We start from the raw sequence: 26,687 nt of genomic DNA, 5'->3' as shown, positions 1-26,687 counted from the left end.
AGAAGATTAAGAACCAGTATGAATGTGAATAAAAATACTTTAAAAAAACTGGCCAGTGGGGTGTTAATGGCTGGTTTGATGATGGCAGGGAGTGCACCGACATGGGCCAGCAATCCTGCCAACCCGAATAAGGTTTTAAAAACAGTATTTCCGGCGGCTGAAACCGGTTTTGATCCGGGTTATATCCATGACCGTTATTCAGCCAAGATTAATGCCGCGATTTTTGAGACCTTATTTACCTATGACTATCTGGCCTCGCCAGCGAAACTGATACCCTTGACTGCAGTAAGTCTGCCTCAAGTGAGTGCAGACGGTTTGACTTATACCATCAAAATCAAAAAGGGTATTTACTTTGCCGATGATCCGGTCTTCGGCGGTAAAAAACGTGAACTGACCTCGTATGACTATGCTTATAGCTTGAAACGTCTACTGGACCCAAAGCTGCATTCACCGAACAGCTGGTTGCTGGATGGTCGAATTAAAGGGCTGGACGCATGGATGGCCCTAACCAAAAAGAATGGCAAAGCCTATGAAAATCCGTTTGAAGGTATTCAGACCCCAGACCGCTATACCCTGGTATTAAAGCTGAATAATCCGGATCAGAACTTTCCGATGTTGCTGGCACATGGGCCTGCCGCTGCAGTAGCTCGTGAAGTGATTGAAAAATATAAAGACAAGGCGGGTTGGGTCATGAATAGGCCAGTGGGAACTGGTCCTTATGTGCTCAGCCGCTGGACACCCGGCTCACGGATTATTTTAAAACCAAATCCAGCTTATCGTGGTTTTGTCTGGGACTTTAAAGCCAGTGGTGCAGAAGATCAGGCTATTGTAAAAGCCATGCAGGGCAAAAAAATGCCTCAAATCGGCACTATTGATGTGCGTATTATTGAAGAAGCGCAATCACGGATGCTGGCATTTAAGAAAAATGAACTGGACCTGCTCGAAATTGAGGGCGATATCGTCGTACAGGCCCTCGATGGCGATAAATTAAAACCGGAGCTGGCCCAGCAGGGGGTGAAGCTGTCACGTATTTTAGAGCCCTCCATTAGCTACCATTACTGGAATATGCAAAACCCAGTCGTGGGTGGTTTCACGCCAGAAAAAATTGCCTTACGCCGTGCCATGGCGATGGCATTTTCTGTGGAAAACATGATCAATGTATTACTTAAGGGAGATGGAGCAAAACTGCATATGCCTGTTCCGCCAGGGATAGCCGGCTATTCGCCTGCTTATAAAAGCAGTATTCCCTATTCAGTCAAAGCAGCCAACATGTTGCTCGACCGCTATAACTACAAGATCGGTGCAGATGGCTGGCGAAAGACACCTGAAGGTAAACCTCTGGTGATTGAACTGATTACTGGGAATACCAGTCGGGGCCAGCAACAGGGTGAGTTCTGGAAAAAGACCCTGGACAGTATTCATATTCAGCTGACCAGTAAGGCTATGCCATTCGCTGAAGGCATCAAGCTGGAAAAGCAATGTAAAACCATGTTCAAGAGTTCTGCATGGATTGCCGATTATCCAGACGCTGACAACTTTATGCAGTTGTTCTATGGCAAGAATGTCAATGTCACCAACAATGCCTGCTTTAAACATCCTGAATTCGACCGTCTACACGAACAAACCCAGAGCATGCCGCCAGGCCCTGAGCGTGATCTGCTTTATCGCAAAATGACCCGGATTCTCGAAGTCAACATGCCGACCCTGATGCTCTATAGCACCTACCGTAATGCCTTGACCCAACCCCAAATTATTGGACATAAGTCCCATCCGATTCTGTCTTCAGAATGGATGTATATCGATATTAATACGAAAAAGTAAGAAAAAATCTGGAGATGAATATGAAATCAAAGTCTTTAAAATTAAGTACCTTATGTTTAATGATAATGGGGGGATATCAGGGTGTAGCGGCAGATACCCAAGTACAGCTGCTGCCATTGTTCAAGGCTGCAGAAATTCCGTCTTTATGTGATGCCAGTCTGGCTTCCATGCAAAAAGATATCCAGATATTTGAAAATAAGAAAATTAAAAATAAAGCCAAGGCAGGGCCTTATCTGGCTGAATGGGATGAGTTGCATGCCAAAGCCCGGGATTTCGGTGCTGCAGTAGGACTATATAGTAATGTCGATCCGGATCCTGCATTGCGTCAGGCAGCCGATGACTGTGAACTTAAAATCAGCAAATACCAGACCACCCTGTATCAGAATCCTAAACTGTATGCCCAGTTCAAGAAACTGAAAGCCAGCGATCCGATTGATCAGAAATTTTTAGAAGATATTCTGGAACAGTTTGAGAATACCGGGGTACAACTCAGTGCAGAAAAACAGAAACGACTGAAAGAAATTATTGAAGAAAGTACCAAACTGGGGCAGGACTTTTCCAAAAATGTGCGAGATAACCCTGAAAAAGTTGAATTTACTCCAGCTGAAATGAAAGGCCTGCCAGAAAGTTACATCGCAAATTTAAAGAAAAATGAAAAGGGCAATTATCTGCTTGGCTTTGATTATCCGGAATACCAGCCTTTTATGGAGCTGGCAGAAAGTGATGAAGCACGCAAACGTTACCAGACTGCTTACACGCGTCGCGGGACCGAACAAAACCTGCAATTCATGAAAAATGCCATTGATCTGCGTTATGAAATGGCACAACTTTTTGACAAGGAAAGCTATGCCCATTCTGCGCTTGAATTCCGCATGGCCAAAACTCCGGAAGCAGTGAACGGTTTTCTGGATGAGGTTTATGCCAAAGTTGCACCTCTAGAAAAGCAGGATGTAGAACAATTACGTCAGTTCAAGGCTGAAACTTTAAAAGTTCCATTAGAGAAAGCAGAAATTACACGCTGGAATCAGGGTTACTGGAGTGAAAAACTGCGTCAGGCCAAATACAAGGTAGACCAGGAAAAATTACGGGATTATTTCCCGACAGAAGCATCACAAAAATGGTTATTCGCTGTTTCTTCGGAACTCTATGGCATTGAGTTCAAGCCGGTGAAAGTCAAAGCCTGGCATGATGAAGTGGAATATTATGCGGTACATGACAAAGCTACGGGCGAATTCCTGGGCGGATTATATGTCGATAAATACCCGCGTGAAGGCAAATATGGGCATGCAGCTGTCTGGGGAGCTTATGGTGGCAGTACCCTGAATCAGCGTCGTCCGGTATCGGTACTGGTGACCAATTTTAACCGTAAGGGCTTGAATAGCAACGAGCTGGAAACCTTTGTGCATGAAATGGGTCATGCCTTGCACGGGATTCTATCGAAAACCCGCTATACAGAACAGTCTGGTACCTCGGTAGAGCGTGACTTTGTAGAAGCACCATCACAGATGTATGAAGAGTGGGCACGCCGTCTGGAAACCTTGTCAAAAGTAGCGGATTACTGTGAGCCGGCATGTCCTCGGGTGGATGCTGCCATGACCGAGCGCTTAAAGAATGTGAAGAATTACGGTCGAGGCCTGCATTACGCCCGTCAGGCTTTATATGCCCAATATGATATGGCCTTGCATGGTAAAGATGCAAAAAACATTGAGCCTTTAAAACTCTGGCAGGATATGGAAGGCAAGACCGCCTTGGGTTATGTCAGCGGTCAGCAGTTCCCGGGACAGTTCGGGCATCTGATGGGCGGCTATCAGGCAGGTTACTACAGCTATATGTGGTCTGAAGTCATTGCCCTGGATATGCTTTCATCCTTTGGTGATCAGCTCATGGACAAGAAAGTCGGTGCGCATTATCGTAATACGGTCCTGGCTCAAGGCGGACAAAAGCATGGCGAGCAAATGGTGAAAGACTTCTTGGGTCGTGATCCGGACAGCAAAGCTTTCTTTAATGAAATCTCTGGAAAAAATTAAGGAAGGCAAGCAATGCTGGCATATATTATTCGACGGCTTTGGCAAATGATCCCGACCATGCTCGGGGTGATTTTGCTGATTTTCCTGCTGTTTAACTGGGTAGGTGGAGACCCTGCCTATATTCTGGCCGGTAAAATGGCCAATGCGGAACAGATTGAGAACATCCGTCAGCAACTGGGTGTGGATCAACCGTATTACGTACAACTCTGGATCTTTATCAAGCAGATTTTAACCTTTGATTATGGGGTGAGCTGGAGTACCGGGGAATCGGTGGCACAGATTATCACCACCCGTTTGGGACCCTCACTGACCATTTTGATTCCACTGACTATTCTGCAAACTATTATTTCTATCATTCTGGCTTTAGGTGTAGCTTCTGTTCGTGGTTCTTTGACTGATCGCATGATCATGATGCTATGTACGATCGGTATGTCGATCAGTATTCTGGTTTACATCATCGTGTTCCAGTATTTCCTGGCTTATGAATTGAGCTGGTTTCCGGTACAGGGCTGGAGTGATAATTTCGCCGATAATCTTTTCAAATATGCCTTGTTACCTGTGCTGATTATGTTGGTGGTAAGTATTGCACCAACACTACGCCTGTATCGTAGTTTCGTACTGGATGAAGTTAATCAGGACTATGTACGTACTGCGCGTGCCAAAGGCCTGGGTGAAAACCGTATCATGGGCGTGCATGTCTTGCGCAATGCCTCGATTCCGATTATTACCGATGTCATGGCAGGACTTCCGGCACTGCTGATCGGTGCTTTCCTGATTGAACGTTTTTTTGGTATTCCTGGAATTGGCCGTGAAGTCATTATTGCGGTAGAACGTTCCGATTTTCCTGTGATTAAAGCCATTACGGTCTATGTTGCTGCTGCGACCATGATATTCAACCTGATTGCCGATCTGATCTATAAATGGGTCGATCCGCGTGTACAGTTGAAGTAGGTGAATTATGCTGAGTGCGATATTTAAAAAAGAACAAGCGGCTGAAGCAGCACCTGAATCGGCTTCAACAGGATTATGGCAACTGGCCATGCGCCGTTTGAAACGTGACCGGATTGCCATGTTTTCCCTGTATGTGGTGCTGTTTTATCTGCTGCTGCTGGTACTGTCAATGAGCGGCCTAATTGCCAAAGACTGGAATAAAGAAGTGGCGGTCAGCTATGCACCGCCGAGTTTTATCAGTGCAGCGCCAGTTCCGGCTGTATCTGATACAGAGCAGGGCGCAGAATCTGTACCTCTACCAGTCAATCCAGTTGATCCTTTAAAAGATGTCATTGCTGAATTGAATGCTGAAATTGCTGCTGAGCAGGGTGCTGGTGCAGGCATCGATTATTATGGAGTGGTCGATCCGCTGGCAGAAGACATGAAGGCCATTAATCAGGAACTCGGTGGCCAGCTGATGGATGAAAGTGGGGAACTCAAGCAAAGTCTGGTCTTCGGTGCCGATAAATGGGGGCAGGATGTTTTACAGAAAACCATTAAGGGGGCTGAAACCTCGATTCTGGTTGGACTGATTGCAGCCTTTGTCGCTGTACTGATTGGGACTGCACTGGGTGCAATAGCAGGTTACTTTGGTGGTTGGGTCGATGATGTCCTAAACTGGTTCTATAATATCTTTACCTCGATTCCCTATCTGTTGCTGGTTTTGGCCATTGCCGCAGTGTTACAGCAGAAAGGTATTTTATCAATCATCCTGATTTTAGGTCTGACTGGCTGGACCGGGGTCTTCCGTTTGGTTCGTGCTGAATACATGAAGCATACGGCACGTGAATATGTGCTGGCTGCCAAGGCGATTGGCGTGAGTAATATGCGTCGTATGTTTGTCCATATTTTTCCCAATGTCAGCCATATTGCCCTGGTACAGATGTCTATTCTGGTGGTGGCATTTATCAAGTCCGAAGTCATTTTGAGCTTCCTCGGTTTCGGTGTGCCTATCGGGGTAGTGTCATGGGGCAGTATGCTAAATGAAGCACAAAGCGAGCTGATTTTGGGTAAATGGTGGCAACTGGCGGCAGCCTCAATCGCCATGGCGGTATTGGTAACTGCTTTCTCGATGTTTACCGATGCACTCCGTGATGCATTAGATCCAAAACTGAAATAGGAGCGCAACGATGTCTGAAATCAATCCAAGCACAGCACCTGCGCTACTTCGCGTAGAAAATCTGCGAGTCAGTTTTAAAGGTGAAAATAAAGAATATATTGAGACTGTAAAAGGGGTTTCTTTCGAGATTCCGGCCAATACCACAGTTGCACTGGTAGGCGAATCGGGAAGTGGCAAGTCGGTCACTTCCCTCGCCACTATGGGCCTGCTTCCGGCAGAAAGCGCACGTATTTCAGAAGATAGCCAGATCATCTTTGAAGGGAAAAACCTGCTCAAGCTTAAAACCCGTGAAATGCGCAAGATGTGCGGCAAAGACATTGCCATGATTTTTCAGGAGCCAATGTCTTCGCTAAATCCGGTATTTACGGTAGGCATGCAGATTGCAGAAATCTTGCAACTACATTTAGGCATGAATAAAAAACAGGCGCGGCAACGTACCCTGGAGCTCCTCAAAGAAGTGGGGATCCCTGCGCCAGAAACTAAAATTGATGCCTATCCGGGGCAGCTTTCCGGTGGACAGCAGCAACGGGTCATGATTGCCATGGCTATTGCCTGTGAACCGAAACTGTTGATTGCAGATGAACCGACCACCGCTCTGGATGTGACTATTCAAAAGCAGATTCTGGACTTGCTGGAATCGCTACGTCAGCGTCGTCAGATGTCGATGCTGTTTATTACCCATGATCTGGCATTGGTTGGTGAAATTGCCGATCAGGTTATTGTGATGCGCCATGGTGAAATCCGTGAACAGGGTCCGGTTCGGGAGGTGCTGGACCGGCCTCAGGACATGTATACCAAAGCCTTGTTGCACTGCCGCCCGCAACTCTCGCAACGTCCGTTACGTTTGCCGATGATCAGCGATTTTATGAAACAGGATGGTTCAACCTGGCTGGAAGATATTCGTCTGAATACTCAGCTTCCGCAACGTTCACGTGGACTAAAGGGCGGAGAGGAAATTATTCTGGATGTACGGGATCTGCAAAAATCTTTTTATAGTCGTAAAGGACTGTTTGGCAAAGATGAGTTTCAAGCAGTAAAAGGAGTTTCTTTTCAGCTGGCCAAAGGCAAGACCTTGGGGTTGGTCGGGGAGTCCGGTTCGGGTAAAACCACCATTGGCTTGTTGCTGATGCGTCTGCAAAAGGCTACGGGCGGTAAGGCACTGTTTCAGGGTCGGGACATTCTGGACATGTCGGAACAGGAATTTACCCAGTATCAACGTAAAATCCAGATCATTTTCCAGAATCCCTATGCTTCTCTGAATCCGCGCTTTACCGTAGGGCAAATCCTGATGGAACCGATGCAGATTCACAAGATTGGTCAGGATGATGCCGAACGCAAACAAATGGCTCTGGATTTGCTGGAACGGGTCAGCTTGCCTGCTCAGGCTTTTTATCGCTACCCGCATGAGTTTTCCGGTGGTCAGCGTCAGCGGATTGCAATCGCACGTTGCCTGACCTTAAAGCCTGAGATTTTGATCTGCGATGAATCGGTCTCGGCACTGGATGTCTCAGTACAGGCGCAGGTGCTGAATTTACTGCAAGATTTGCAGGATGAATTCGGACTCAGCTATATCTTTATTTCACATGATTTGTCGGTAGTGAAATATATTTCAGATCAGATCATGGTGCTGAATCATGGTGAATTGGTGGAAATCGCCAATTCAGATGAATTGTATCAATCTCCACAGCATGAATATACCAAGCGTTTACTCGGTGCCATTCCGCAAGGGATTCCACAAAGTGCCTGATGCATAAGGCATAAAAAAAGTCAGGCAATGTGCCTGACTTTTTTTATTTATCTTAATTAAAACTTTTTAAAGCCTTTGTTGATACCGTATGGACGACGCGGCGCATTTTCATCACGCTCTTCACGACGACCAAAGCCTTGATCCGGACGGTTTTCACGACGCACAAACTGAGTGCCATTCTGGTTTTCAGCTCTGTCACGACGACCATAAGCATTGTCATCACGACGCTCACGGCCAGTATTATTTTGTGGTTGCTCATCACTGTCACGACGTTGCTGACGCAAGAAACCGCCACGGCGTGCAGCCATCGGCTTGTCCTGCATACGTTCATTACGGCGTTTCGCCATACCAAACAAACCAGTACCTTGACGTGGTTTCAATTCCACAGCTTTGGTCAGGTTGTCGATATCGTTTTTATCCAGTTCAATCCAGCGACCGGTACGCAGTTCGCGTGGCAAAATCACAGTACCATAACGGGTACGCAGTAGACGGCTGACTTTCAGGCCTTGTGATTCAAAGATACGACGTACTTCACGGTTACGACCTTCTTTTACTACCACCTGGAACCAACGGTTGATCCCGTCACCACCGAGTTCAGAGAAAGATTCGAATTTTGCCGGACCATCGTCTAGCACCACGCCTTTGAGCATGTTGTTACGAATTTGTGGTGTAACTTCACCCATGACACGAACTGCATATTCACGTTCGATTTCATTCGATGGGTGCATCAAGCGATTCGCAAGTTCACCATCATTTGTGAATAAAAGCAGACCGGTCGAGTTAATATCCAGACGACCCACCATTACCCAGCGATCGCCCGGAATAGCAGGCAGCTGTTCAAATACAGTCGGACGGTTTTCAGGATCGCTACGTGAGCAGATCTCGCCTTCAGGCTTGTAGTAAATAATGACACGACGACGGATTTCGTCTTCAATCTGGAAGGCAACTTTACGACCATCGATGCGAAGCTCATCACCTGGTTCGATTCGTTCACCCACTTGGGCAATTTGCCCGTTGACACTTACACGACCCGCGGCAATGACTTCTTCCATATAACGGCGAGAACCCAAACCAACGCGTGCAAGCACCTTTTGCAACTTTTCACTCATGACAGCATAACCTTAGAAATAATTATCAACAGTTCACCTATTTATGACTTCGGTGCATTCGCATCGAGGGCCATAAAAGCTTCCTTGGCATCCTGCAGGGGAGGCAATTGGCCCAAACTATTCAGGCCAAACGCATTTAAAAATTGTGGCGTTGTCATTAACAACGCAGGTCTTCCAGGGAGTTCACGAAATCCAGACTCTTTAATCCAGTTCCAGTCAAACAGCGTACGCAAGTTTTGACTGTTATTCGTGACACCACGAATTTGTTCAATATCCGCTCGGGTCACTGGCTGGTGATAAGCAATCACCGCAAGCGTCTCTAGTAATGAAGGCGACAAGCGAGCCGGTCGCTCAGGCCAGGTCTGTGCAATAATATTACGATATTTTGCACGCACTTGAAAACGATAACCTTGTGCTGTTTCAATCAGTTCGATTGAACGGCCATGCATCAGCATGGAAAGTTGTTGTAAATACTGACGTAATTCCTGCTTGCTATAGCGATCTTGAAAAGCTTCTTTCAGACGAGCCAATGAAACCGCAGAGTCGCTGGCAAAAATAATGGCTTCAAGCTGCATTAATACTTCATGCAGATTATCTTCTGCAGATAACAGCGTATTTTGATCGAGTGTCATTGACTGGCTCCTTGAATTGCGAGCGGGGCTTCAATACCTGTAGCAATAATCTGAATTTTTTGTTGTCGGGTCAGTTCCAGCACCGCCATAAAGGTTACCACCATACCCATACGGCCTTGGCTCGGTTTTAACAAGTCCTTAAAGCTGAGTATTGCGCCAGTTTCAATACAACTTTCAATATAGGCAATCCGTTCTTCCAACAGTACCGGTTCCTGTTGTACCTGATGAATCACGGGTTCAGGACGGTTAAATATACAAAACAAGGCATCACGCAATAAATCGCTTGAATAGCCTTCATTCGGCTGCTGGATTTCACCCAGACTGACATTGGTCGTGAAAGTGTCACGTTCCAGAATCGGCATCTGGCCCAGACGTTCTGCTGCCTGTCTAATTCTTAAATAATTTTCTAAACGGTCAATCAGTTCTTGTTTTGGATCCTGTTCAATCGCAGCCAGGCTTTTCGGTTTAGGTAACAGCAAACGTGATTTCAGATCTGCCAGTAAGGCTGCCATCACCATATAGTCGGCCGTCAGCTCGATGTTCAGGGATTTCATCGCGTCCATATAAGACAAATACTGCGCTGCAATCGGCGCGATATCGACCTGTAACAGATCAAAACCGTTTTTTTGAATCAGGTAAATTAAAAAGTCGAGTGGGCCTTCAAAATGTTCTAATAAGATTTCAAATGCCGCTGGAGGAATGTACAGATCCTCTGGAATTGTATCCTGCCATTCATCCAGAACCCGAATGTGCGGAGCAGATTCCATAGTGTTATGGATAATTTGAGTCATTACAATTATAGGCCACGCGAATTTTCAAAGGCATGCAAAGGCTTGATTTTCGGTATCTGATCGAAAGAAAAGCACAGGATTAAGCGTTGTCATTGTACTGGAAAAGTAACTTTAAATAAATTAAATAAGCCGTCAAAGCCATAAAAACTTAAAAAAATAATGGAATTTATCTACGATTTAAAAATAGCAACGAGAAAAACGGTAGAACCGGGCGGGAAATGCAGCGGTGATTTTCACTTTAAATTGGCTCTCATAATTAAGCGTATCTGGTAGATGATGCCAGTTGATTCACTTCAAAACTCGATCAATACAGTGATTCTCCTCAAAAGAGTAAATAAGCTAGCTGGCAGATATCGAATGATTTTTAAACGGATTTCCCATTAAAAAACATAAAATTAATAAGTATTAATAAAATATTTCCCCGTAATTTTTGGTCAAAAATACCGCTATACTCTCGAAAAATAGTCAAGAATCACAAAAATCAATAAAAAGGTGAAGAAAGCATGCCACTTATTCTGGTTGTTATTGGGATGATCGCATTCGGGGGATTTTGGGCTTATCCCAAATATCAGATTATGCAGCTTGAAGATGAAGCACGCACAGGACTGAAATCAGGCGGATTTTCAGCTTTTGCGGAACAGGCCCGACCTGTCATGCAGGCCATGAAAATGGATTTTAGTGTGCTGGACCAATATCCCAATATTCGTTTTTACATGCGGCATATGGCTTATGAGGGCGACCAGCTGGATGAGCGGATTAAACTGGATATGCAAGCCATGTCTTGTGAGTCGATCAATTCCTTTAAAGTCATGGAACCCAAAGCACGTACGGCGATGCTGAATGTACTGGAAGATGATCAGATCATTTTTCATGTGTATCTGAAAAATAAGCTGGGCGAGGAACTCATGCACCATGAACAGAAGCTATCGCAATGCCCAAATTTCATTGCAGTTCGTCATTATGAACGTAGTTCAGATTCCTAAACTGGTTTTGGCAACCATTGCATACCTGTCGAATTGAAAAGAATAGAACTGCAACCTCTCACCCTATGCTTTTTTAGATTTTCATGGTGAGGAATGATTGTATTCCTTGGTCGCAAATTCAATGATACGTTGGCAAGTCTCTGCCAGGCATACATTTTGGTTTGAATAGATCTGCAACAACTGTCTCGCTACAGCCAACGTCAGGAAAAATTGGTACTCAGTATGATCAATATTTACAGTGGGATGGGAAGGAAAATGTGCTTCGACCATGACTGCCTTGGATTGCAGTGTCCAAGGCAGTTCTGCATAGATTAAATCCTGTGCAGAAAATTCATGCTGATTTAGCAGGAGATAAAATAAATCCATTCATTTTGACTCCCCGAATGTTTGTAGGAATTTCTCAAGCGTCGTTTATTCAAAGGCGCTGACATCTCCCATACCACGACGAATCACTTCTGGATGATCACCAGATAAATCTACAATAGAGGTCGTGCTCAACGTGCCTAAACCACTATCTACAAAAACATCAATGCGTTTGCCCAGCTGCATTTCAATATCATAAGGATCATCGAGTGGGTCAGTCTGTCCCGGTAAAATCAGGGTAGAAGTCAATAACGGCTCACCGAGTTCTTTGAGTAACAGCTGACATACCGGATTATTCGGAATGCGTAGACCAATAGTTTTCTTTTTAGGATGCATCAACCGACGTGGCACTTCACTGGTCGCAGGTAAAATAAAGGTCGTGATGGCCGGTGTATTATTTTTCAGCAAACGGTACATGGCATTGTCCACTTTGGCATAAGTGGCAATATCGGATAAATCACAGCACAGAATCGCATATTGATGCTTTGGGCCCAAACCACGAATTTGCGCAATCCGCTCCATGGCACTCTTGTTCCCAATCTGGCAACCAATCGCATAAGCCGCATCAGTGGGATAGACCACCACATCACCCGCACGGATACGTTCCACTGCCTGACTGATTAAGCGGGGTTGCGGATTGTCTGGGTGTACGCGTAAATGCAGCATAGAGACTACTCCAAGCTTGGGCTGATGGCTTATTATGTGGCGCTCAGGCAAGATCTGGCAATCATAAAAAAGGTAGATTTGTGTAATTTAATCAAGCATTTCACGTATAAATTCATCAGATTGTAAACTTTTGCCACCTCTAATGCAGATACAGATACATTGGATAAAGCGCGCTGCATCACGTGGAAGTTTGGCTGTACCATTAAAATAAGCCTGAACTTGAGTGTAGACATTATCTTTAAAGCTGGCGCCATCACCGCCATCGCCAGTCAAGTTATCCAAAGAAACCCGGAATTTACGGCCAAAAGCCTGGGCAAACATCCACTCAATTGCCTGTGGCTTGATTTCGACCTGTTCAAATAAAGCCTGCTGTTCGCGAGTACGGCCATCCGGGGCATACCAGTAACCCAGATCAGGCAGCAGGCGGCGTTTGTCTCCGGCAATGCTCCAGTGGCTGATTTCATGCAAAGCGCTATTAAAGAAACCATGCGCAAACTGGATGCGGGCAGGACTGTTTGTACTTGCAGGGAAATATTCTGGTTCAAATTCGCCACGCACTAAAGTGACATTTAAATGGGAAAACCAGTGATTAAAGTGTAAGATGAGCCAGTCCACCTGCTGCGCTTCTGACGATAAATTCGCCCATGGCGAGAGTTGCACTTGTTGTGTTGAACTGTCAGAATCAAGGCTTGGAATTGTGCTAACGAGTGATGAAACATTCACTTCTGTTTGCGGCTGCAACAGATGCATGACTTGAGTTACCCAAATGGTCTGTCGAAATAAGTACAAAATTGTATCTTAATCTTTGACAGAGTACTGATGAATTTGTAGAATTGCCGCCTTAATTATGTCAGCAAATACCTTTCCGGCACAGATTGAGCCGTTTAAATGGGCTGAACAGGGCTTTAAATGGTCAGGTCAACTGCCTTTATCCCGCTTTGTTCGTATCGCTCGTGAAGCTGTTGGATCAATTGATGATCAATTGATTAACATAGACTGTAAGCTATCAATGGATGCCTATCATCGTATTGCATGGCTAGATGGTCACGTTGAAACAAAAGTTCCTATGGAATGCCAGCGTTGTCTGGAAACTGTAGAAATTGAACTGGTTTCATCGTTCCATTTAGCACTTGTGGATGATGAGTCACTGATAGAGCGCTTGGATGAGGATGCTGATTTCATCGTCCTAGGTGAAAGTGAAGCAACGACCAAAGGTGATTATGATGCACCGGCGACCGCTGATTTGCTCGCGCTGATAGAAGATGAACTGTTATTGTTGATGCCGTTGTCGCCTAAACATGAGTTTTGTGAACATAAGCATCAACCTGCCGTAGAAGAAGTGGCTGAAGAAAAACGGGACAACCCGTTTGAAGTTTTGGCTGCTTTGAAGGGTAAACTTAACTAATTTTTGTGTTATACTCTTGTGTATAAGACAATCGAATTTGTTCTGATCCATTTTTTCGATCTTTGTAAGGAGCCATCATGGCCGTTCAGCAAAACCGTAAAAGTCGCTCTCGCCGTGACATGCGCCGTTCACATGACGCTTTAACCGAGAATGCATTAACTGTAGACCAAGCTACTGGCGAGACTCACCGTCGTCACCACGTATCTAAAGATGGTATCTACCGTGGTCGTCAATTATTCGCTAAAGCATCTGCTGAATAATTGGTGATGTATTAAGCGTCAAGCTTAGTAGAAAAAATGGGAGCATTTAGCTCCCTTTTTTTTGTCTTTGATTTTTAGGTGTATCGGTTTTTTGTTGTATTTGGCAATTACCGCCGACAAAATTACATGCTAAATTGCGCTCCACAATGATTTAGGTGGTCTTATTGGTCAGTCTTCTTGTTAGGATTGAAGAAGCACACCTCTTGAATGAAAGGATTTTATTATGTCTGCTACACCACTCGAACAAGCAGCGCCAGCAACAAAAACTGCATTTGTGTTTCCGGGTCAGGGTTCCCAAAAAGCTGGTATGCTGGCTGAGCTTGCAGAACAGTTTGCGAGTATTCGCGAGACATTTGCAGAAGCATCTGAAGCCGTCGGTTTTGATCTGTGGCAGATTGCGCAAACTGGCGAAGGTCTGGATCAAACCGAATTTACCCAGCCGGTATTGCTGACTGCAAGTATTGCCTTATGGCGCGTGTGGTTGGAATCTGGCGGTGTAGCACCGAAATATCTTGCAGGCCATTCACTGGGTGAATACAGCGCACTGGTTGCATCAGGTGCTTTAAGCCTGGGTGATGCTGCGAAGCTAGTGAACTTGCGTGGCAAACTCATGCAGACTGCTGTACCTCAGGGTGTGGGTGCGATGGCTGCCATTTTGGGTCTGGACGATGCCAAAGTGATTGAGCTGTGTGCACAAGCAACTGCAGCAGGCGAAGGTTCTGTCGAAGCGGCGAACTACAATGCGCAAGGGCAGGTTGTCGTTGCAGGCAATAAAGATCGCGTTGAAGCAGTGATGGCATTGGCCAAAGAAAACGGCGGAAAAGCCATTGCATTGCCAGTATCGGTTCCATCGCATTGTTCATTGATGAAACCTGCTGCTGAACAGTTTGCTCCGGCATTGGAACAAACCGCCATTGAGCTGCCACGCATTCCTGTATTACAAAATGTAGGCGCGCAAGCGGCAACCAATGTAGATGAATTGCGTCAGGCGTTGACCGCGCAACTTTATGAGTCAGTACAATGGACCAAAACCTTACAATACCTTCAAGATGAAGGCATTGAGTACATCGTAGAATGTGGTCCGGGTAATGTATTGACCAACTTGGCGAAACGCTTGCCGAATATTCAAAAAGCACTTCCACTGGACAGTCAATCCCGTCTGGAAGATGCATTAAACACCGTATTGGCGGCAGAAGGGAAAAGTGCATGACACAGGAACGTAAAGTTGCTCTGGTAACAGGTGCAAGTCGTGGTATTGGTGCTGCGATCGCACAGCAATTGATTCAAGACGGTTATTTTGTCGTAGGTACTGCAACGTCTGAAGCAGGTGCGGAAAAATTATCGGCAGAATTTGCTGAAAATGGCGCTGGAAAAGTACTAGATGTACGTGATGGTGCTGCGATTGATGCGCTGGTAACGGACATCGAACAGAACTATGGTCCAGTCCTTGCGTTGGTCAATAATGCAGGTATTACCAAAGACAATTTGCTGCTGCGTATGTCTGAAGATGACTGGGATGATATTTTAAATATTCACCTGAAAGCAGTTTACCGTTTGTCTAAGCGTGTACTCAAAGGCATGACCAAGGCGCGTTTCGGCCGCATTATCAATATCAGTTCTGTGGTGGCACACTTTGCCAACCCGGGTCAGGCCAATTATTCTGCTGCCAAAGCAGGTATTGAGGCATTTAGCCGTAGCCTTGCCAAAGAAATGGGTAGCCGTCAAATTACCGTAAACTCGGTAGCACCAGGTTTTATTGCGACTGAAATGACTGAACAGCTAAGCGAAGAAATTCGTAAAAAGATGACTGAGCAGGTGGCATTAAACCGTTTAGGTGATCCACAAGATATCGCAAATGCCGTAAGTTTCTTGGCTTCGGATAAAGCCAGTTACATTACTGGTACAGTTATGCATGTAAATGGGGGCTTATACATGAGCTAAGCTCAAGTATAAACTTTCCAAATTTTTTAGATTCAATTAAACTAACGGCATTAAAAACGCCACAAGCAATGAGGAGAATTCCTGTGAGCGATATCGAACAACGTGTTAAGCAAGCAGTTGCAGAACAACTTGGTATCAAAATCGAAGAGATTAAAAACGAAGCATCTTTCATGGATGACTTAGGTGCAGATTCTCTAGATCTAGTTGAACTTGTTATGTCTTTCGAAAATGATTTCGACATCACGATTCCTGATGAAGATTCTAACGAAATCACAACTGTTCAATCTGCAATTGACTACGTTTCTAAGAAACTAGGTTAATCGCCGATTTCAGCTTTGCTGAACATAAAGACCACCCTAGAGGTGGTTTTTTTGTGTCTGCTTTTCACATGAATGGAGGTTTTACAATTCATTACCTTTCTGTCACCAATGACTAACTATCTCTCTAGAGTTTTCATTATAAAAATAAGAGTGATGTGACATTAACAACAAGAATGGAGTCCGCTATGGGTCTTTTTGATTTTGTAAAAGGTATCGGTAAGAAGAATACAGCTGCTGCGGAACCACAGGCTGCACCTGCAACGACAACGCCGGCTGCAGCACAACCTGCAGAGCCTTCTGCTCAGGAAGTGGCAAATAAATTACTCGGCCATGTGAAAAGTCTGGGCCTTCCAATCACTGGTTTATCCATCAGTTATAACTCAGCCTCCGATCTGGCGACGGTCAGAGGTCAGGTACAAAGTCAGGCCGATCGTGAAAAGATTGTTCTGGCCGTGGGTAATATTGATCATGTGGCCAAAGTGGATGATCAGCTTACAGTGAGCAGTCCTGAGCCGGAAAGTAAGTTCTACACAGTGAAATCAGGTGACAGCTTGTCAAAAATTTCAAAAGAATTTTATGGTGATGCCAATCAGTATAATAAAATTTTTGAAGCCAACCGTCCGTTGCTCAAAGATGCAGATGATATTTTCCCGGGACAGGTGCTACGCATTCCTGCTTAAGGTTTAATAAGTCCAATCAATATTCGATCTCAAAGCCCCGTTTGGGGCTTTGTTGTTTTTGTCCGTAGCTTTAAAAAGCCATCATTACTAAATACCTAGGTCCAGATATAAACTTTCTTTGACTTCTTCCATCACTACATAACTGTGGGATGAAGCAGAAGCGGGCAGTTTTTTTAGTAAATCTCCCAACAGGCGGCGATAGGCACTCATTTCCTTTAAACGCGCTTTGACCAGATAATCAAAATCACCGGAAATTAAATGGCATTCCAGTACTTCTGGAATCTCAGTTAGATTACGTGCCACCTGATCAAAGACATCACCTGATTTGGCGGAGAGTTTGATTTCCAGAAAAACCAGCAGGTTGCGCTCCAGCATTTCCGGATTTAAACGGGCGTAATAGCCCATGATAATGCCTTCGCGCTCTAGCCGTTTTACCCGTTCTGAACAGGGTGTGGTCGATAGATTGACGTGTGCTGCAAGTTCGCTAATGGCAATCCGGCCATCGCGTTGCAGGATATCCAGAATCATGCGGTCAATGCGGTCTAATTTGCGCATCAATATTTCCCTCTTTTTTTTAATTCTGCCCGAAAAAATATTTATTTCACTGAATATACAGTCTGAATATAGTGAATTTAACTATTAAAGCAAAAATATACTAGTGAAATAAACTGAAAAGATGTTTGAGGGTTAAGGTAATGCGCGTATTGGTTTTAGGTAGTGGTGTGATTGGTGTGGCAAGCGCTTACTATCTGGCGCAGCAGGGAGCAACCGTGACTGTGTTGGATCGTCAGGCAGGTCCGGCGCAAGAAACCAGCTTCGGTAATGCCGGGCAGATTTCTCCAGGATATTCGACCCCTTGGGCTGCACCAGGTATTCCATTTAAGGCAGTCAAATGGATGTTTCAGCATCATGCACCGTTGGCGATTAATGTCGATGGCAGCTTGTGGCAATTGCAGTGGATGGCACAAATGCTGAAAAACTGTAATGCCCAGCATTATGCAGTCAATAAAGAACGGATGGTGCGTGTGGCTGAATACAGCCGTGACTGTTTACGTAATTTGCGCCGTGATATTGGCATCTCTTATGAAAACCGCGCGAAAGGTACTTTGCAGATTTTCCGTAAACATGCGCAGCTGGATGCAGTTCAGCGCGATATCGAAGTTCTGAAGGAAACTGGAGTTGAGTTTGAACTGCTGGATCGCGATGGACTGGCGCGTGTAGAACCGGCATTGGCACAGGCAAAAGACAAACTGGTGGGTGGTCTTCATTTACCCAATGATGAAACAGGTGACTGCTATCTGTTTACCAATGCCCTGGCAGAACATGCCAAAGGGATGGGTGTAGAGTTTAAGTTTAATCAAAACGTTGAAAAGCTGATTGTAGAAGGTGACCAGATCAAAGGTGTTCTGGTGAATGGTCAGGTGCTCACGGCAGATAAATATGTGCTGGCCTTTGGTAGTTATTCACGTGATTTCCTCAAACCGCTTGAACTGAATTTACCGGTCTATCCGGTGAAAGGTTATTCACTGACCATTCCGATTTTAGATCCGGCCTATGCACCACAATCTACAGTACTGGATGAAACCTATAAAATTGCGATTACCCGTTTCGACCAGCGCATCCGCGTAGGGGGAATGGCTGAACTGAGCGGTTTTAATCTGGGATTAAATGAAGACCGTCGCGGCACGCTGGAAATGGTGACCCGTGATTTATTCCCGGGGGGTGACATGAATCAGGCCAGCTTCTGGACAGGCCTGCGTCCAATGACCCCGGACAGTACGCCAATTATTGGGAAAACCCGTTTTAAAAACCTGTTCCTGAATACTGGACATGGCACGCTGGGCTGGACCATGGCCTGCGGTTCAGGGAAATTAATCAGCGATCTGGTCTTGGCCCGTGATCCTGAAATCAGCACCGAAGGTCTGTCATTGGCGCGCTATCACCAGGCGGCCTAAGACCATCTGAGGCGGAATATTCAAGGAGGAATGTATGCCACCTCCCATTACTGCGATCATTCATCAGCAGGCGCTTGCGCATAATTTAAGTGTGGCGCGCCAATGTATGCCCAATAGTCAGGTATTTGCCGTGGTCAAGGCTAATGCCTATGGGCACGGGATTGAACGGGTCTATGCTGCACTTCAAGGTGCAGACGGTTTTGCTTTTCTGGATATTGAAGAGGGCACGCGCCTACGTGCGCTGGGATGCAAGAAGCCGCTGCTGTTGCTCGAAGGTATTTTCGCTCTCGCGGATTTATTTGAATGTGCGAAGCATGAAATGAGCTTTGCCATTCATTCCCGGCATCAAGTGCAATGGCTAAAACAGTTTGCCGAAATAGCGCCGGATGCACAGTTTGATGTGTACTTGAAAATGAACAGCGGCATGAACCGTCTGGGTTTCGAGCCACAGCAATATGCAGAAATCTGGCAGGAGCTGCACCAGCTAAATAATGTCCGTTCAATCACGCATATGACCCATTTCTCTGATGCGGATGGTGAGCGTTTTGGACAGGACGGGATTCAGCATCAAAACCTGATTTTTAGCCAGACCATTCAGGGACTTGAGGGTAAAACCTCACTCAGCAATAGTGCAGCCATTCTGCGGCATCATCAAACCCTTCATTCCGATATTGTACGTAGCGGCATCATGCTGTATGGCAGTTCACCAGATTATCCAACACACACGATTCAAGACTGGAATCTGCAACCGAGCATGAGCTTACGCAGTGAAATTATCGCCATTCAAATGATCCAGTCAGGTCAGAGCATTGGCTATGGTTCCAAATTTATTGCCACGCAGGAAATGCGGATCGGGATTGTGGCCTGTGGTTATGCGGATGGTTATCAACGACTATCGGCGACGGGTACGCCTGTGCTGGTCGATTCAATGAAAACGCACACATTGGGTCGAATCAGTATGGATATGCTGGCTGTAGATCTGACTGCACTGCCGCAGGCGAATGTGGGTAGTGAAGTGGCGCTTTGGGGGCAATCTTCCCAAGGTGCACTTTTGCCAATTGATGAAGTGGCGGCTAGCTCAGGCACCATCGGCTATGAGCTGATGTGTGCGGTGACCGCTCGGGTTCATTTTCAGATTGACGCTTAAATTTTTAATTTAAATTTTATTTAAATATCCCAAACAAGGAAGATCAACATGACACAGGACAATACAGCCATTCAGCGACTCAACAGCAATCAAATCATGAGTGCGGTGACGATTCATCATCAAACCGTCTATCTGTCAGGTCAGGTGCCGAATAGCACGGATATGGATGTACGCGGCCAAACACTGGAAGTCTTTGCAAAAATTGAGGAATTGCTTGCATTGGCCAATACTGATAAAAGCCAGCTGCTTTCTGCACAACTGTTCGTGAAAAATCTGGATGATTTTCAAACTGTGAATCAGCTTTGGGTGGAATGGTTACAAGGTCATGGCACGCCGGCACGTGCCACGATTCAGGCAGATTTGGTTAATCCGGACTGGCTGATTTAAATTGCAGTCATTGCAGCTCAAGCTTAATTTAATTTTTAATGTTGAAATCTCCCATGCAATGATTTAAGTCGTTTTAGTGCAGTAAATCTCACTGAACAGCGCAGTAAAAAGTATGAAAATGTCATAATAAGCGTTCGAGGACTGAACGTTGTAAATTCAGCTTGATGCTGTTGTAAAGATTAAAAAGGATGTAAAAATGAAAACCACCCCGGGCACAGAAGACGTAAAATCGTCGCCGCATGAGTTGCAACGAAAACTCTCAAACCGACATTTGCAGTTAATCGCCATTGGTGGCTGTATCGGTACCGGCCTGTTTATGGGATCGGGAAAAACCATCTCCCTAGCAGGCCCTTCAATTTTGATCATTTATATGATCATTGGTGGCATGTTCTTCTTCCTGATGCGTGCGTTGGGTGAAATGCTGCTGTCTAATCTGCATTACAAATCCTTTATTGATATGGCCCATGACCTGATCGGGCCGGGTGCTGGCTATTATATTGGCTGGTCGTACTGGCTGGGTTGGGTGCTGGTAGGGATTGCCGATCTCGCGGCGATTATTAACTATCTGAGTTTCTGGTTGCCCGAAGGCATGGCCTTTACCCCGATGGGGCAGGCGATGATTAGTGTGGGTTGTGTGCTGTTTATTCTCGCGATTAACCTGGTGACGGTCAAACTGTTTGGTGAGATTGAATTCTGGTTTGCACTAATCAAGATTTTAGCCATCCTTGGTTTGATCTTTGTCGGTGGTTATATGGTGTTTAGCGGCTTTCAGGCACCGAGTGGCGCCGTCGCCAGCTTTAGTAATGTCTGGGCACATGGTGGTTTATTTCCCAAAGGCTTTACCGGTTTTCTGGCAGGTTTCCAGATTGCCATGTTTGCCTTTGTCGGGGTGGAACTGCTCGGCACAATGGCGGCAGAAACCAAAGATCCGGAAAAGAACTTACCCAAAGCGGTCAACGCTATTCCTACGCGGATCATTCTGTTCTATGTATTGTCATTGCTGATGATCATGTCGGTCACACCGTGGCATCTGATTCCTGCGGATCAAAGTCCTTTTGTGAGTTTGTTCCTGTATGCCGGTATTCCAACTTCAGCCATTATCATGAACCTGGTGGTGTTGTCGTCAGTGATGTCCTCTATGAACAGTGGCGTATTCTCGACCAGCCGTATGTTGTTTGGTCTGGCACGTGACGGACAAGCACCTCAAGCTTTGGCGCGGTTATCTAGCAGAGCTGTACCAGCCACAGGGTTATTTTTCTCCTGTGCTTTTATTATGTTGGGGGCAGCATTTCAGTATTTTGTGCCAAACACCATGGAAGCCTTTACTCTGGCGAGTTCGCTGTGTGTGATCCTGTTTATTAGTATCTGGAGCATCATTATGGTGTGCTACATCCGTTACCGTAAGCAGCAACCGCAAAAGCATGCCGCCTCGACCTTTAAAATGCCGGGTGGAGTGTGGATGTCTTATGTGGTATTGGCATTCCTGTTATTCGCCTTGATTATTTTAAGTCTGGAACCCGATACCTTAAAGGCTCTGATGATCAGTCCTTTATGGTTAATTATTCTAGCAGTGACCTATCGTTTGCTGTATAAGCCGCGTATGCGTCAGCGTGGTAATCCTTAAATATTCAGACATAAAAAAATCCCCGACTGATCGGGGATTTTTTTATTATGCAGGTGAATTAGAAAGTAGGTTTAACTACGACTAAAATCACCACTGCAAATAAGATCAGGGTTGGCATCTCATTAAAATAACGCCAAAACTTGTGTGACTTGTAATGTGCATTATTAATTAGCTTCTTGCGGTAATAACCACACACCAGATGGTAAATCACCAATAAGCCGACCAGGCCGACTTTAAGGTAAAACCATAAGGCTTCATGATAGTGACGCGTTGCATCACCCCAATCCACCAGAAAGTGCGCTGTAATCAAGGTAGCCAACATGGCTGGCCACATGATGCCACGGTACAGCTTGCGTTCCATGACTTCAAAGCGTTGATGACTGACGGCATCTTCGCTCATGGCATGATAAACATATAACCGTGGCAAGTAGAACAAAGCCGCGAACCAGCAAACCACCGCAATAATATGTAATGCTTTTACCCACAAGAAAGCATCAGAAGGAGCATCCATCAAGTCACCCTAAATTGGGCAGCTTAGCCTTCCCACTTTTTGAAAATGAGACAAGCATTTACGCCGCCGAAACCGAAACTGTTACTCATCACAGTATTCAATTTTGCGTCACGTTTTTCAAGCACGATATCAAACGGTTTCGCGCCTTCATCCAGCTCGGTCACGTTGATGTTTGGAGCAATAAAGTCATTTTGCATCATCAGAACCGAATAAATCGCTTCCTGAACACCAGCAGCGCCAAGACTGTGACCCGTCATTGACTTGGTTGAGCTGAGTGGGGGAACCTGACCTTCACCGAAAGCACGTTCCATTGCTTTAAGTTCTGTGATGTCACCCGCTGGAGTAGAAGTACCATGTGTATTTACATAGTCAATTTTATCGACACCGTGTTGTTTGGCTTCTTCTAAAGCCATCAGTACGCAACGTGTTGCACCTTCACCAGATGGTGCAACCATATCAGCACCATCACTGTTTGCAGCATAACCAACCACTTCAGCTAAGATATTTGCGCCACGCGCTTGCGCATGTTCCAAAGACTCAAGGATCACAAAACCACCACCACCGGCAATCACGAAACCGTCACGGTCTGCAGAATAAGGGCGTGATGCTGTTTCAGGGCTGTCATTGTATTTAGAGCAAAGTGCGCCCATCGCATCAAACAACAAGCTTTGTGACCAGTGATCTTCTTCACCGCCACCTGCCAGCATTAAATCCTGTTTGCCGAGTTGAATCAGGTTGTAGGCATAACCAATCGCATCCGCAGAGGTTGCACATGCGCTGGTAATGGTATGTGCCACACCTTGCAGTTTAAAAGCGACACCCACGTTGGCCGTAATGGTATTGGTCATATTACGTGGTACAAAGAAAGGACCAACTTTACGCGCACCTTTGGTTTGCAATAATTCGTTCATTTCAATAACGGAAGCAGTTGAACCGCCACCTGAACCACCTGCAATACCATAGCGTGGGTTGCCAGCTAGATCTTCAACTTTTAAACCGGCATGTTCCACTGCAGCAAGAGCTGAGTTATATGCATACATCGCACATACGCCCATAAAGCGTTTCAGTTTGCGGTCGATCCCGTCGAAATCCTGCTCGGCTGCAGCACTGACATGACTTTTGAAATTGAGTTCAGCATAAGTCGGATTAAAACGTGTTCCTGAAATCCCGTTTTGTAAAGAATGGTTTACATCCTCTAATGTATTACCAATACATGAGTTAATACCCATGCCAGTGATGACAACACGTTTCATCTACAGATCCTTATAGTTTGCTCTATGCTCAGCGGCAGATATCTGGGTTTTAAAATCGCCCAATGCAGCGCTTAGCCTTATTTCATGATGGGGAACATGATAGCAGAAAGACTTTTGAAATCTTATGGCAAATGTTATGCCGTGTGACAGTCGGTTGACTTTGTGAGTCGGCGTGTAGGGGTTTTACTAAATGAAACAGAATAAAGTTGAGATAAACGCTGACTACACCTAGTATTTATACCAAATACAAGCACATGAATGCTGAGGTAAAAAATGGTAAATGCTAATAATAAACAATCTAATGGTCTGATTTCGAATGCCTTTGGAGTGGCGAAAAAGTTCAGTTCAACCGGATTGGATTTATTGAATCATGTTGCGCCGGATTCGGTGACTAAAGCACTGAAGCCTTCCAGCTCCGATCAGGTGATTGATGGTTCGGCGAAGACGAAAAGCGCTTTTTCAGCTAAAAAATATGACAATCCTCAGCAAATGCTTCGCGAGCATCTTCCAAATGTATCGCGCCAACTTCTCGGACGCCGTTTTAATACCGTGAATAATGTCGCGCATTTTGTTTCTCCCGATTTAACCGAAAAAGTGTCTAACTACTTTTATGATCGTCTGAATCAATTTAGTAATCAAACCAGTTCGGTTGATGCCATTCTGAATGAAGCGGGAGCGAAAGATTTAGAGGAACTCACTCAGGACGTCGATCGATCCAAGCGAATTTCACAGGCTTTGGGTGAACAAAACAAATGGATTGCGACGGTTCAGGGGGCAGTGAGTGGCGCTTCAGGGATGCTTGGCACCGCGATCGATATTCCTGCTTCTTTACTGATGGCATTGCGCACCATCTATCAAGTCGGTCGCTCTTATGGTTTTGACCTGAGCAAAGAAGATGATCAGGAAATCGTCCAGCATATCTTTAGACAGATTGACCTGAGCCTGATTGCAGAAAAGCAAACCTTATTATTAGGTTTGAAAGCGTTAAGCAATACGCTTAAAACTCATGATATTTCCCAGCTACAAGCCATGCTAGGTTCTGATAATGACGTGAGTGCTATCAAGCAATGGTTAAGTCGTCATGAGGGAGAGGCTAAATGGGAATGGATGAATCATCTGCCAAAAATTTCGATTCTGGAGCGATTAACCAAACTGACGCCTCTGGCGAGTGCAGGTATTGGCGCTGTATATAGCCATCGTTTTGTCGAGGATGTAAATCAGAAAGCTCAGGAAGCATTCTCACATGCACGCCAATACCTGATTCAGCATCAGGATTCGCAATTGTCTCCTTATGCTGCCTATGAAAAAGCAGTTAGCTTGTTGCAACAGGCAACTCCGAAACTCTTAAGTGGTGCCTCTCACGAAGTTGAGCCTGCGAAAGATAATCTGATCATGGATAAAGATATTGCGATTGAGGGCAATAACACGATTACCCAAGTGAAGCTAGTCAAAAAAGAGCAGAATGATTTGAGCTCTGAAGAAGCAGAAGTGAAGAAAGATGAAAAGGTGAGTGAAGGGCTGGAGGCGCTCAACGATGAGTTGGTTGAACCTGCGGCAGACAAGCAGTCGCAACAACCGGCTTTAACCAAAACTTCATTTGACCCGGAAATCGAAGCTGAACTGCATCCAGAAGCTGCTGACGAGGCAGAGGCTGCTACGGAAACTTCACAGCAGGGTGCAGAGGATCAAGAAAATTCGGAAACTGAATCTGAAGCTCAAGACGTTACCAAAAAAGCCGGTAAAAATTCAAAAAAATAAGCGAATTTTGAAGGTAAATAAAAGCAGGCAAATGTCGTGAGAAACGGCATTTGCCTGGCTTGAGTAGGTTGACCAATTTTGCATCTTGAATTACAATTGCATGCCCTCAAAAAGTAGTAGTTTTTTGGGGCTTTTTATTAACGGGAGAATTGCCAAATGGCAACAACAAATCAGTTGATCCGCAAGGGTCGTACGACTTTAGTTGAAAAATCTAAAGTTCCTGCGTTGAAGGCTTGTCCACAGCGCCGTGGTGTTTGTACACGTGTTTACACAACTACACCTAAAAAACCTAACTCAGCAATGCGTAAAGTTTGCCGTGTTCGCTTAACTTCAGGTTTCGAAGTTTCTAGCTACATCGGTGGTGAAGGCCATAACCTGCAAGAGCACAGTGTTGTTCTTATCCGTGGTGGTCGTGTTAAAGACTTACCAGGTGTACGTTACCATACCGTTCGTGGTTCTTTAGACTGTGCTGGTGTTAAAGATCGTAACCAGTCTCGTTCTAAATACGGTACTAAACGTCCTAAGAAATAATTCGTTAAGAATTAAATTTTAAGAACGTAGAACCGCAATCCTTTATCGTCTCGCTTGTCTGATTTCTGCATTAATTTTGTGAAAATTCCAAGCGACGTATAGTAAGGCCAGCGAGTAGTACATGACACTTTGTACTCATGCTGGATAAACCTGAAGTGTCATCTTTATAGGTAGTTTAAAATGCCAAGACGTCGCGTAGTCGCTGCTCGTGAAATCCTTCCGGATCCTAAGTTCAGCAGCCAAACAATCGCTAAATTCATGAACCACGTAATGCAAGATGGTAAAAAATCTATTGCTGAAAGTATCGTTTACGGTGCTTTAGACCGCGTTCAAGAAAAATCTAAAGTAGACCCAGTTGAATTTTTCGAGACTACTCTTGAAAAAGTTCGTCCTATGGTCGAAGTAAAAGCACGCCGTGTTGGTGGTGCTACATACCAAGTTCCTATGGAAGTACGCCCATCCCGTCGTACTGCTCTAGCGATGCGTTGGTTAGTAGATGCTGCTGCTAAGCGTTCTGAAAAAACTATGGCTTTACGTCTTGCTGGCGAGTTGCTTGATGCATCTGAAGGCAAAGGCGCTGCGGTTAAGAAACGTGAAGATGTGCACCGTATGGCTGAAGCCAACAAAGCATTCTCTCACTACCGTTTCTAAGCAGATAAAACAGGC

At 45.3% G+C, this 26,687-nt stretch carries 28 protein-coding genes; 19 read left to right on the top strand and 9 right to left on the bottom strand.

All coding sequences use genetic code 11. The annotated features are described in order from the left end of the window. Window positions 1-18 precede the first annotated feature (18 nt). Genes F891_RS05685 through F891_RS05665 form a run of 5 tightly spaced genes read left to right on the top strand, consistent with a single transcriptional unit; the run spans window position 19 to window position 7,705 of the window. Window positions 19-1,821 carry an ABC transporter substrate-binding protein gene (locus F891_RS05685; protein ID WP_005104842.1) on the top strand — a complete coding sequence of 601 codons (1,803 nt, stop codon included), beginning with the start codon at window positions 19-21 and terminating at the stop codon, window positions 1,819-1,821. A gap of 20 nt (window positions 1,822-1,841) precedes the next feature. Next, on the top strand, window positions 1,842-3,848 hold the full coding sequence (locus tag F891_RS05680) for a M3 family metallopeptidase (protein ID WP_005104835.1): 2,007 nt from the start codon (window positions 1,842-1,844) through the stop codon (window positions 3,846-3,848). Between the two features lie 12 nt (window positions 3,849-3,860). Then, window positions 3,861-4,799 carry an ABC transporter permease gene (locus F891_RS05675; protein ID WP_004279216.1) on the top strand — a complete coding sequence of 313 codons (939 nt, stop codon included), beginning with the start codon at window positions 3,861-3,863 and terminating at the stop codon, window positions 4,797-4,799. A 7-nt stretch (window positions 4,800-4,806) separates the two neighbouring features. Continuing rightward, window positions 4,807-5,958, top strand: a complete 1,152-nt coding sequence (locus tag F891_RS05670; RefSeq protein ID WP_005104834.1) for an ABC transporter permease — start codon at window positions 4,807-4,809, stop codon at window positions 5,956-5,958. Window positions 5,959-5,968: 10 nt separating this feature from the next. Then, on the top strand, window positions 5,969-7,705 hold the full coding sequence (locus F891_RS05665) for an ABC transporter ATP-binding protein (protein ID WP_005262511.1): 1,737 nt from the start codon (window positions 5,969-5,971) through the stop codon (window positions 7,703-7,705). Window positions 7,706-7,761: 56 nt separating this feature from the next. Here F891_RS05665 and rluB read toward each other — a convergent pair whose 3' ends face one another. Genes rluB through F891_RS05650 form a run of 3 tightly spaced genes read right to left on the bottom strand, consistent with a single transcriptional unit; the run spans window position 7,762 to window position 10,237 of the window. Beyond that, window positions 7,762-8,814 carry a 23S rRNA pseudouridine(2605) synthase RluB gene (rluB, locus tag F891_RS05660; RefSeq protein ID WP_004646093.1) on the bottom strand — a complete coding sequence of 351 codons (1,053 nt, stop codon included), beginning with the start codon at window positions 8,812-8,814 and terminating at the stop codon, window positions 7,762-7,764. Between the two features lie 41 nt (window positions 8,815-8,855). After that, window positions 8,856-9,446 carry an SMC-Scp complex subunit ScpB gene (scpB, locus tag F891_RS05655; RefSeq protein ID WP_005104832.1) on the bottom strand — a complete coding sequence of 197 codons (591 nt, stop codon included), beginning with the start codon at window positions 9,444-9,446 and terminating at the stop codon, window positions 8,856-8,858. After that, complete coding sequence (locus F891_RS05650; RefSeq protein WP_005262510.1) at window positions 9,443-10,237, bottom strand: segregation and condensation protein A; 795 nt, start codon at window positions 10,235-10,237, stop codon at window positions 9,443-9,445. Before F891_RS05650 ends, scpB begins: the two co-directional genes overlap by 4 nt. Before the next feature lie 503 nt (window positions 10,238-10,740). Between F891_RS05650 and F891_RS05645 the strand changes: the two genes are divergently transcribed. Continuing rightward, the gene (locus F891_RS05645) at window positions 10,741-11,220 is read left to right on the top strand and encodes a hypothetical protein (RefSeq protein WP_004279222.1); all 480 of its coding nucleotides are present in this window, start codon (window positions 10,741-10,743) and stop codon (window positions 11,218-11,220) included. Between the two features lie 81 nt (window positions 11,221-11,301). On the opposite strand, the gene F891_RS05640 is transcribed toward F891_RS05645, so the two are convergent. The 3 genes from F891_RS05640 to F891_RS05630 form a co-directional block, all read right to left on the bottom strand. After that, window positions 11,302-11,586, bottom strand: a complete 285-nt coding sequence (locus F891_RS05640; protein ID WP_004279223.1) for a hypothetical protein — start codon at window positions 11,584-11,586, stop codon at window positions 11,302-11,304. A gap of 45 nt (window positions 11,587-11,631) precedes the next feature. Beyond that, window positions 11,632-12,249, bottom strand: coding sequence for an L-threonylcarbamoyladenylate synthase (locus F891_RS05635; protein WP_004730625.1), 618 nt, complete (start codon window positions 12,247-12,249; stop codon window positions 11,632-11,634). 87 nt (window positions 12,250-12,336) lie between these two features. Continuing rightward, entirely contained in the window at window positions 12,337-12,999 is a 663-nt protein-coding gene (locus tag F891_RS05630) for an elongation factor P hydroxylase (RefSeq protein ID WP_004730623.1), read from the bottom strand. A 97-nt stretch (window positions 13,000-13,096) separates the two neighbouring features. Here F891_RS05630 and F891_RS05625 point away from each other — a divergent pair, with 97 nt between their 5' ends. The 6 genes from F891_RS05625 to lysM all read left to right on the top strand — a co-directional run bounded on the left by F891_RS05625 (window position 13,097) and on the right by lysM (window position 16,855). After that, the gene (locus tag F891_RS05625; RefSeq protein WP_004279226.1) at window positions 13,097-13,654 is read left to right on the top strand and encodes a YceD family protein; all 558 of its coding nucleotides are present in this window, start codon (window positions 13,097-13,099) and stop codon (window positions 13,652-13,654) included. Between the two features lie 77 nt (window positions 13,655-13,731). Further along, window positions 13,732-13,914 carry a 50S ribosomal protein L32 gene (gene rpmF / locus F891_RS05620; RefSeq protein WP_004279227.1) on the top strand — a complete coding sequence of 61 codons (183 nt, stop codon included), beginning with the start codon at window positions 13,732-13,734 and terminating at the stop codon, window positions 13,912-13,914. Window positions 13,915-14,137: 223 nt separating this feature from the next. Continuing rightward, window positions 14,138-15,124, top strand: a complete 987-nt coding sequence (gene fabD / locus F891_RS05615; protein WP_004730620.1) for an ACP S-malonyltransferase — start codon at window positions 14,138-14,140, stop codon at window positions 15,122-15,124. Continuing rightward, on the top strand, window positions 15,121-15,855 hold the full coding sequence (fabG, locus tag F891_RS05610) for a 3-oxoacyl-ACP reductase FabG (protein ID WP_004646100.1): 735 nt from the start codon (window positions 15,121-15,123) through the stop codon (window positions 15,853-15,855). Before fabD ends, fabG begins: the two co-directional genes overlap by 4 nt. Window positions 15,856-15,938: 83 nt before the next feature. After that, on the top strand, window positions 15,939-16,175 hold the full coding sequence (gene acpP, locus F891_RS05605) for an acyl carrier protein (RefSeq protein WP_004646101.1): 237 nt from the start codon (window positions 15,939-15,941) through the stop codon (window positions 16,173-16,175). 185 nt (window positions 16,176-16,360) lie between these two features. Next, a complete protein-coding gene (lysM, locus tag F891_RS05600; RefSeq protein ID WP_005104830.1) occupies window positions 16,361-16,855 on the top strand; it encodes a peptidoglycan-binding protein LysM in 495 nt (164 codons plus the stop codon). An 87-nt stretch (window positions 16,856-16,942) separates the two neighbouring features. Here lysM and F891_RS05595 read toward each other — a convergent pair whose 3' ends face one another. Further along, window positions 16,943-17,410, bottom strand: coding sequence for an Lrp/AsnC ligand binding domain-containing protein (locus F891_RS05595; RefSeq protein ID WP_005104829.1), 468 nt, complete (start codon window positions 17,408-17,410; stop codon window positions 16,943-16,945). A 140-nt stretch (window positions 17,411-17,550) separates the two neighbouring features. On the opposite strand from F891_RS05595, the gene F891_RS05590 reads away from it, so the two are divergent. The 4 genes from F891_RS05590 (at window position 17,551) to F891_RS05575 (ending at window position 21,968) form a co-directional block, all read left to right on the top strand. Further along, a complete protein-coding gene (locus F891_RS05590; RefSeq protein ID WP_004730614.1) occupies window positions 17,551-18,810 on the top strand; it encodes a D-amino acid dehydrogenase in 1,260 nt (419 codons plus the stop codon). Window positions 18,811-18,844: 34 nt separating this feature from the next. Continuing rightward, window positions 18,845-19,957, top strand: a complete 1,113-nt coding sequence (gene alr, locus F891_RS05585; protein ID WP_004730613.1) for an alanine racemase — start codon at window positions 18,845-18,847, stop codon at window positions 19,955-19,957. 48 nt (window positions 19,958-20,005) lie between these two features. Next, window positions 20,006-20,344, top strand: a complete 339-nt coding sequence (locus F891_RS05580; RefSeq protein WP_005262507.1) for a RidA family protein — start codon at window positions 20,006-20,008, stop codon at window positions 20,342-20,344. Window positions 20,345-20,540: 196 nt separating this feature from the next. Next, window positions 20,541-21,968 (top strand): amino acid permease, encoded by a 1,428-nt coding sequence (locus F891_RS05575; RefSeq protein ID WP_005104822.1) that lies wholly within the window; start codon window positions 20,541-20,543, stop codon window positions 21,966-21,968. Between the two features lie 58 nt (window positions 21,969-22,026). Here F891_RS05575 and F891_RS05570 read toward each other — a convergent pair whose 3' ends face one another. After that, complete coding sequence (locus F891_RS05570) at window positions 22,027-22,479, bottom strand: CopD family protein (protein ID WP_005104820.1); 453 nt, start codon at window positions 22,477-22,479, stop codon at window positions 22,027-22,029. A gap of 23 nt (window positions 22,480-22,502) precedes the next feature. Further along, window positions 22,503-23,732 carry a beta-ketoacyl synthase N-terminal-like domain-containing protein gene (locus tag F891_RS05565; protein WP_004730606.1) on the bottom strand — a complete coding sequence of 410 codons (1,230 nt, stop codon included), beginning with the start codon at window positions 23,730-23,732 and terminating at the stop codon, window positions 22,503-22,505. 273 nt (window positions 23,733-24,005) lie between these two features. On the opposite strand from F891_RS05565, the gene F891_RS05560 reads away from it, so the two are divergent. The 3 genes from F891_RS05560 to rpsG all read left to right on the top strand — a co-directional run bounded on the left by F891_RS05560 (window position 24,006) and on the right by rpsG (window position 26,672). Beyond that, window positions 24,006-25,490: an EcsC family protein gene (locus F891_RS05560; protein WP_005104815.1), complete on the top strand. Its 1,485-nt coding sequence runs from the start codon at window positions 24,006-24,008 to the stop codon at window positions 25,488-25,490. A 156-nt stretch (window positions 25,491-25,646) separates the two neighbouring features. Then, window positions 25,647-26,021 (top strand): 30S ribosomal protein S12, encoded by a 375-nt coding sequence (gene rpsL, locus F891_RS05555; protein ID WP_002050319.1) that lies wholly within the window; start codon window positions 25,647-25,649, stop codon window positions 26,019-26,021. A gap of 180 nt (window positions 26,022-26,201) precedes the next feature. Continuing rightward, complete coding sequence (gene rpsG, locus F891_RS05550) at window positions 26,202-26,672, top strand: 30S ribosomal protein S7 (protein WP_004279240.1); 471 nt, start codon at window positions 26,202-26,204, stop codon at window positions 26,670-26,672. Window positions 26,673-26,687 lie beyond the last annotated feature (15 nt).

Origin of the sequence: Acinetobacter sp. CIP 101966 (assembly GCF_000369725.1) — a bacterium.
GTDB classification, from domain to species: Bacteria; Pseudomonadota; Gammaproteobacteria; order Pseudomonadales; family Moraxellaceae; genus Acinetobacter; species Acinetobacter lwoffii_Q.
This window is presented reverse-complemented; position numbering and strand designations above follow the sequence as displayed.

What these genes read in the sequence shown, in the direction of transcription:
- F891_RS05645 (WP_004279222.1), top strand. Translation starts at nt 10,741, where the DNA reads ATGCCACTTATTCTGGTTGTTATTGGGATGATCGCATTCGGGGGATTT.
- F891_RS05665 (WP_005262511.1), top strand. Translation starts at nt 5,969, where the DNA reads ATGTCTGAAATCAATCCAAGCACAGCACCTGCGCTACTTCGCGTAGAA.
- F891_RS05595 (WP_005104829.1), bottom strand. Translation starts at nt 17,410, where the DNA reads ATGCGCAAATTAGACCGCATTGACCGCATGATTCTGGATATCCTGCAA.
- F891_RS05675 (WP_004279216.1), top strand. Translation starts at nt 3,861, where the DNA reads ATGCTGGCATATATTATTCGACGGCTTTGGCAAATGATCCCGACCATG.
- scpB (WP_005104832.1), bottom strand. Translation starts at nt 9,446, where the DNA reads ATGACACTCGATCAAAATACGCTGTTATCTGCAGAAGATAATCTGCAT.
- F891_RS05625 (WP_004279226.1), top strand. Translation starts at nt 13,097, where the DNA reads ATGTCAGCAAATACCTTTCCGGCACAGATTGAGCCGTTTAAATGGGCT.
- rluB (WP_004646093.1), bottom strand. Translation starts at nt 8,814, where the DNA reads ATGAGTGAAAAGTTGCAAAAGGTGCTTGCACGCGTTGGTTTGGGTTCT.
- F891_RS05565 (WP_004730606.1), bottom strand. Translation starts at nt 23,732, where the DNA reads ATGAAACGTGTTGTCATCACTGGCATGGGTATTAACTCATGTATTGGT.
- F891_RS05640 (WP_004279223.1), bottom strand. Translation starts at nt 11,586, where the DNA reads ATGGATTTATTTTATCTCCTGCTAAATCAGCATGAATTTTCTGCACAG.
- fabG (WP_004646100.1), top strand. Translation starts at nt 15,121, where the DNA reads ATGACACAGGAACGTAAAGTTGCTCTGGTAACAGGTGCAAGTCGTGGT.
- F891_RS05635 (WP_004730625.1), bottom strand. Translation starts at nt 12,249, where the DNA reads ATGCTGCATTTACGCGTACACCCAGACAATCCGCAACCCCGCTTAATC.
- alr (WP_004730613.1), top strand. Translation starts at nt 18,845, where the DNA reads ATGCCACCTCCCATTACTGCGATCATTCATCAGCAGGCGCTTGCGCAT.
- lysM (WP_005104830.1), top strand. Translation starts at nt 16,361, where the DNA reads ATGGGTCTTTTTGATTTTGTAAAAGGTATCGGTAAGAAGAATACAGCT.
- F891_RS05570 (WP_005104820.1), bottom strand. Translation starts at nt 22,479, where the DNA reads ATGGATGCTCCTTCTGATGCTTTCTTGTGGGTAAAAGCATTACATATT.
- F891_RS05680 (WP_005104835.1), top strand. Translation starts at nt 1,842, where the DNA reads ATGAAATCAAAGTCTTTAAAATTAAGTACCTTATGTTTAATGATAATG.
- rpsG (WP_004279240.1), top strand. Translation starts at nt 26,202, where the DNA reads ATGCCAAGACGTCGCGTAGTCGCTGCTCGTGAAATCCTTCCGGATCCT.
- F891_RS05560 (WP_005104815.1), top strand. Translation starts at nt 24,006, where the DNA reads ATGGTAAATGCTAATAATAAACAATCTAATGGTCTGATTTCGAATGCC.
- fabD (WP_004730620.1), top strand. Translation starts at nt 14,138, where the DNA reads ATGTCTGCTACACCACTCGAACAAGCAGCGCCAGCAACAAAAACTGCA.
- F891_RS05580 (WP_005262507.1), top strand. Translation starts at nt 20,006, where the DNA reads ATGACACAGGACAATACAGCCATTCAGCGACTCAACAGCAATCAAATC.
- F891_RS05590 (WP_004730614.1), top strand. Translation starts at nt 17,551, where the DNA reads ATGCGCGTATTGGTTTTAGGTAGTGGTGTGATTGGTGTGGCAAGCGCT.
- F891_RS05670 (WP_005104834.1), top strand. Translation starts at nt 4,807, where the DNA reads ATGCTGAGTGCGATATTTAAAAAAGAACAAGCGGCTGAAGCAGCACCT.
- F891_RS05575 (WP_005104822.1), top strand. Translation starts at nt 20,541, where the DNA reads ATGAAAACCACCCCGGGCACAGAAGACGTAAAATCGTCGCCGCATGAG.
- F891_RS05650 (WP_005262510.1), bottom strand. Translation starts at nt 10,237, where the DNA reads ATGACTCAAATTATCCATAACACTATGGAATCTGCTCCGCACATTCGG.
- rpmF (WP_004279227.1), top strand. Translation starts at nt 13,732, where the DNA reads ATGGCCGTTCAGCAAAACCGTAAAAGTCGCTCTCGCCGTGACATGCGC.
- F891_RS05685 (WP_005104842.1), top strand. Translation starts at nt 19, where the DNA reads ATGAATGTGAATAAAAATACTTTAAAAAAACTGGCCAGTGGGGTGTTA.
- rpsL (WP_002050319.1), top strand. Translation starts at nt 25,647, where the DNA reads ATGGCAACAACAAATCAGTTGATCCGCAAGGGTCGTACGACTTTAGTT.
- F891_RS05630 (WP_004730623.1), bottom strand. Translation starts at nt 12,999, where the DNA reads ATGCATCTGTTGCAGCCGCAAACAGAAGTGAATGTTTCATCACTCGTT.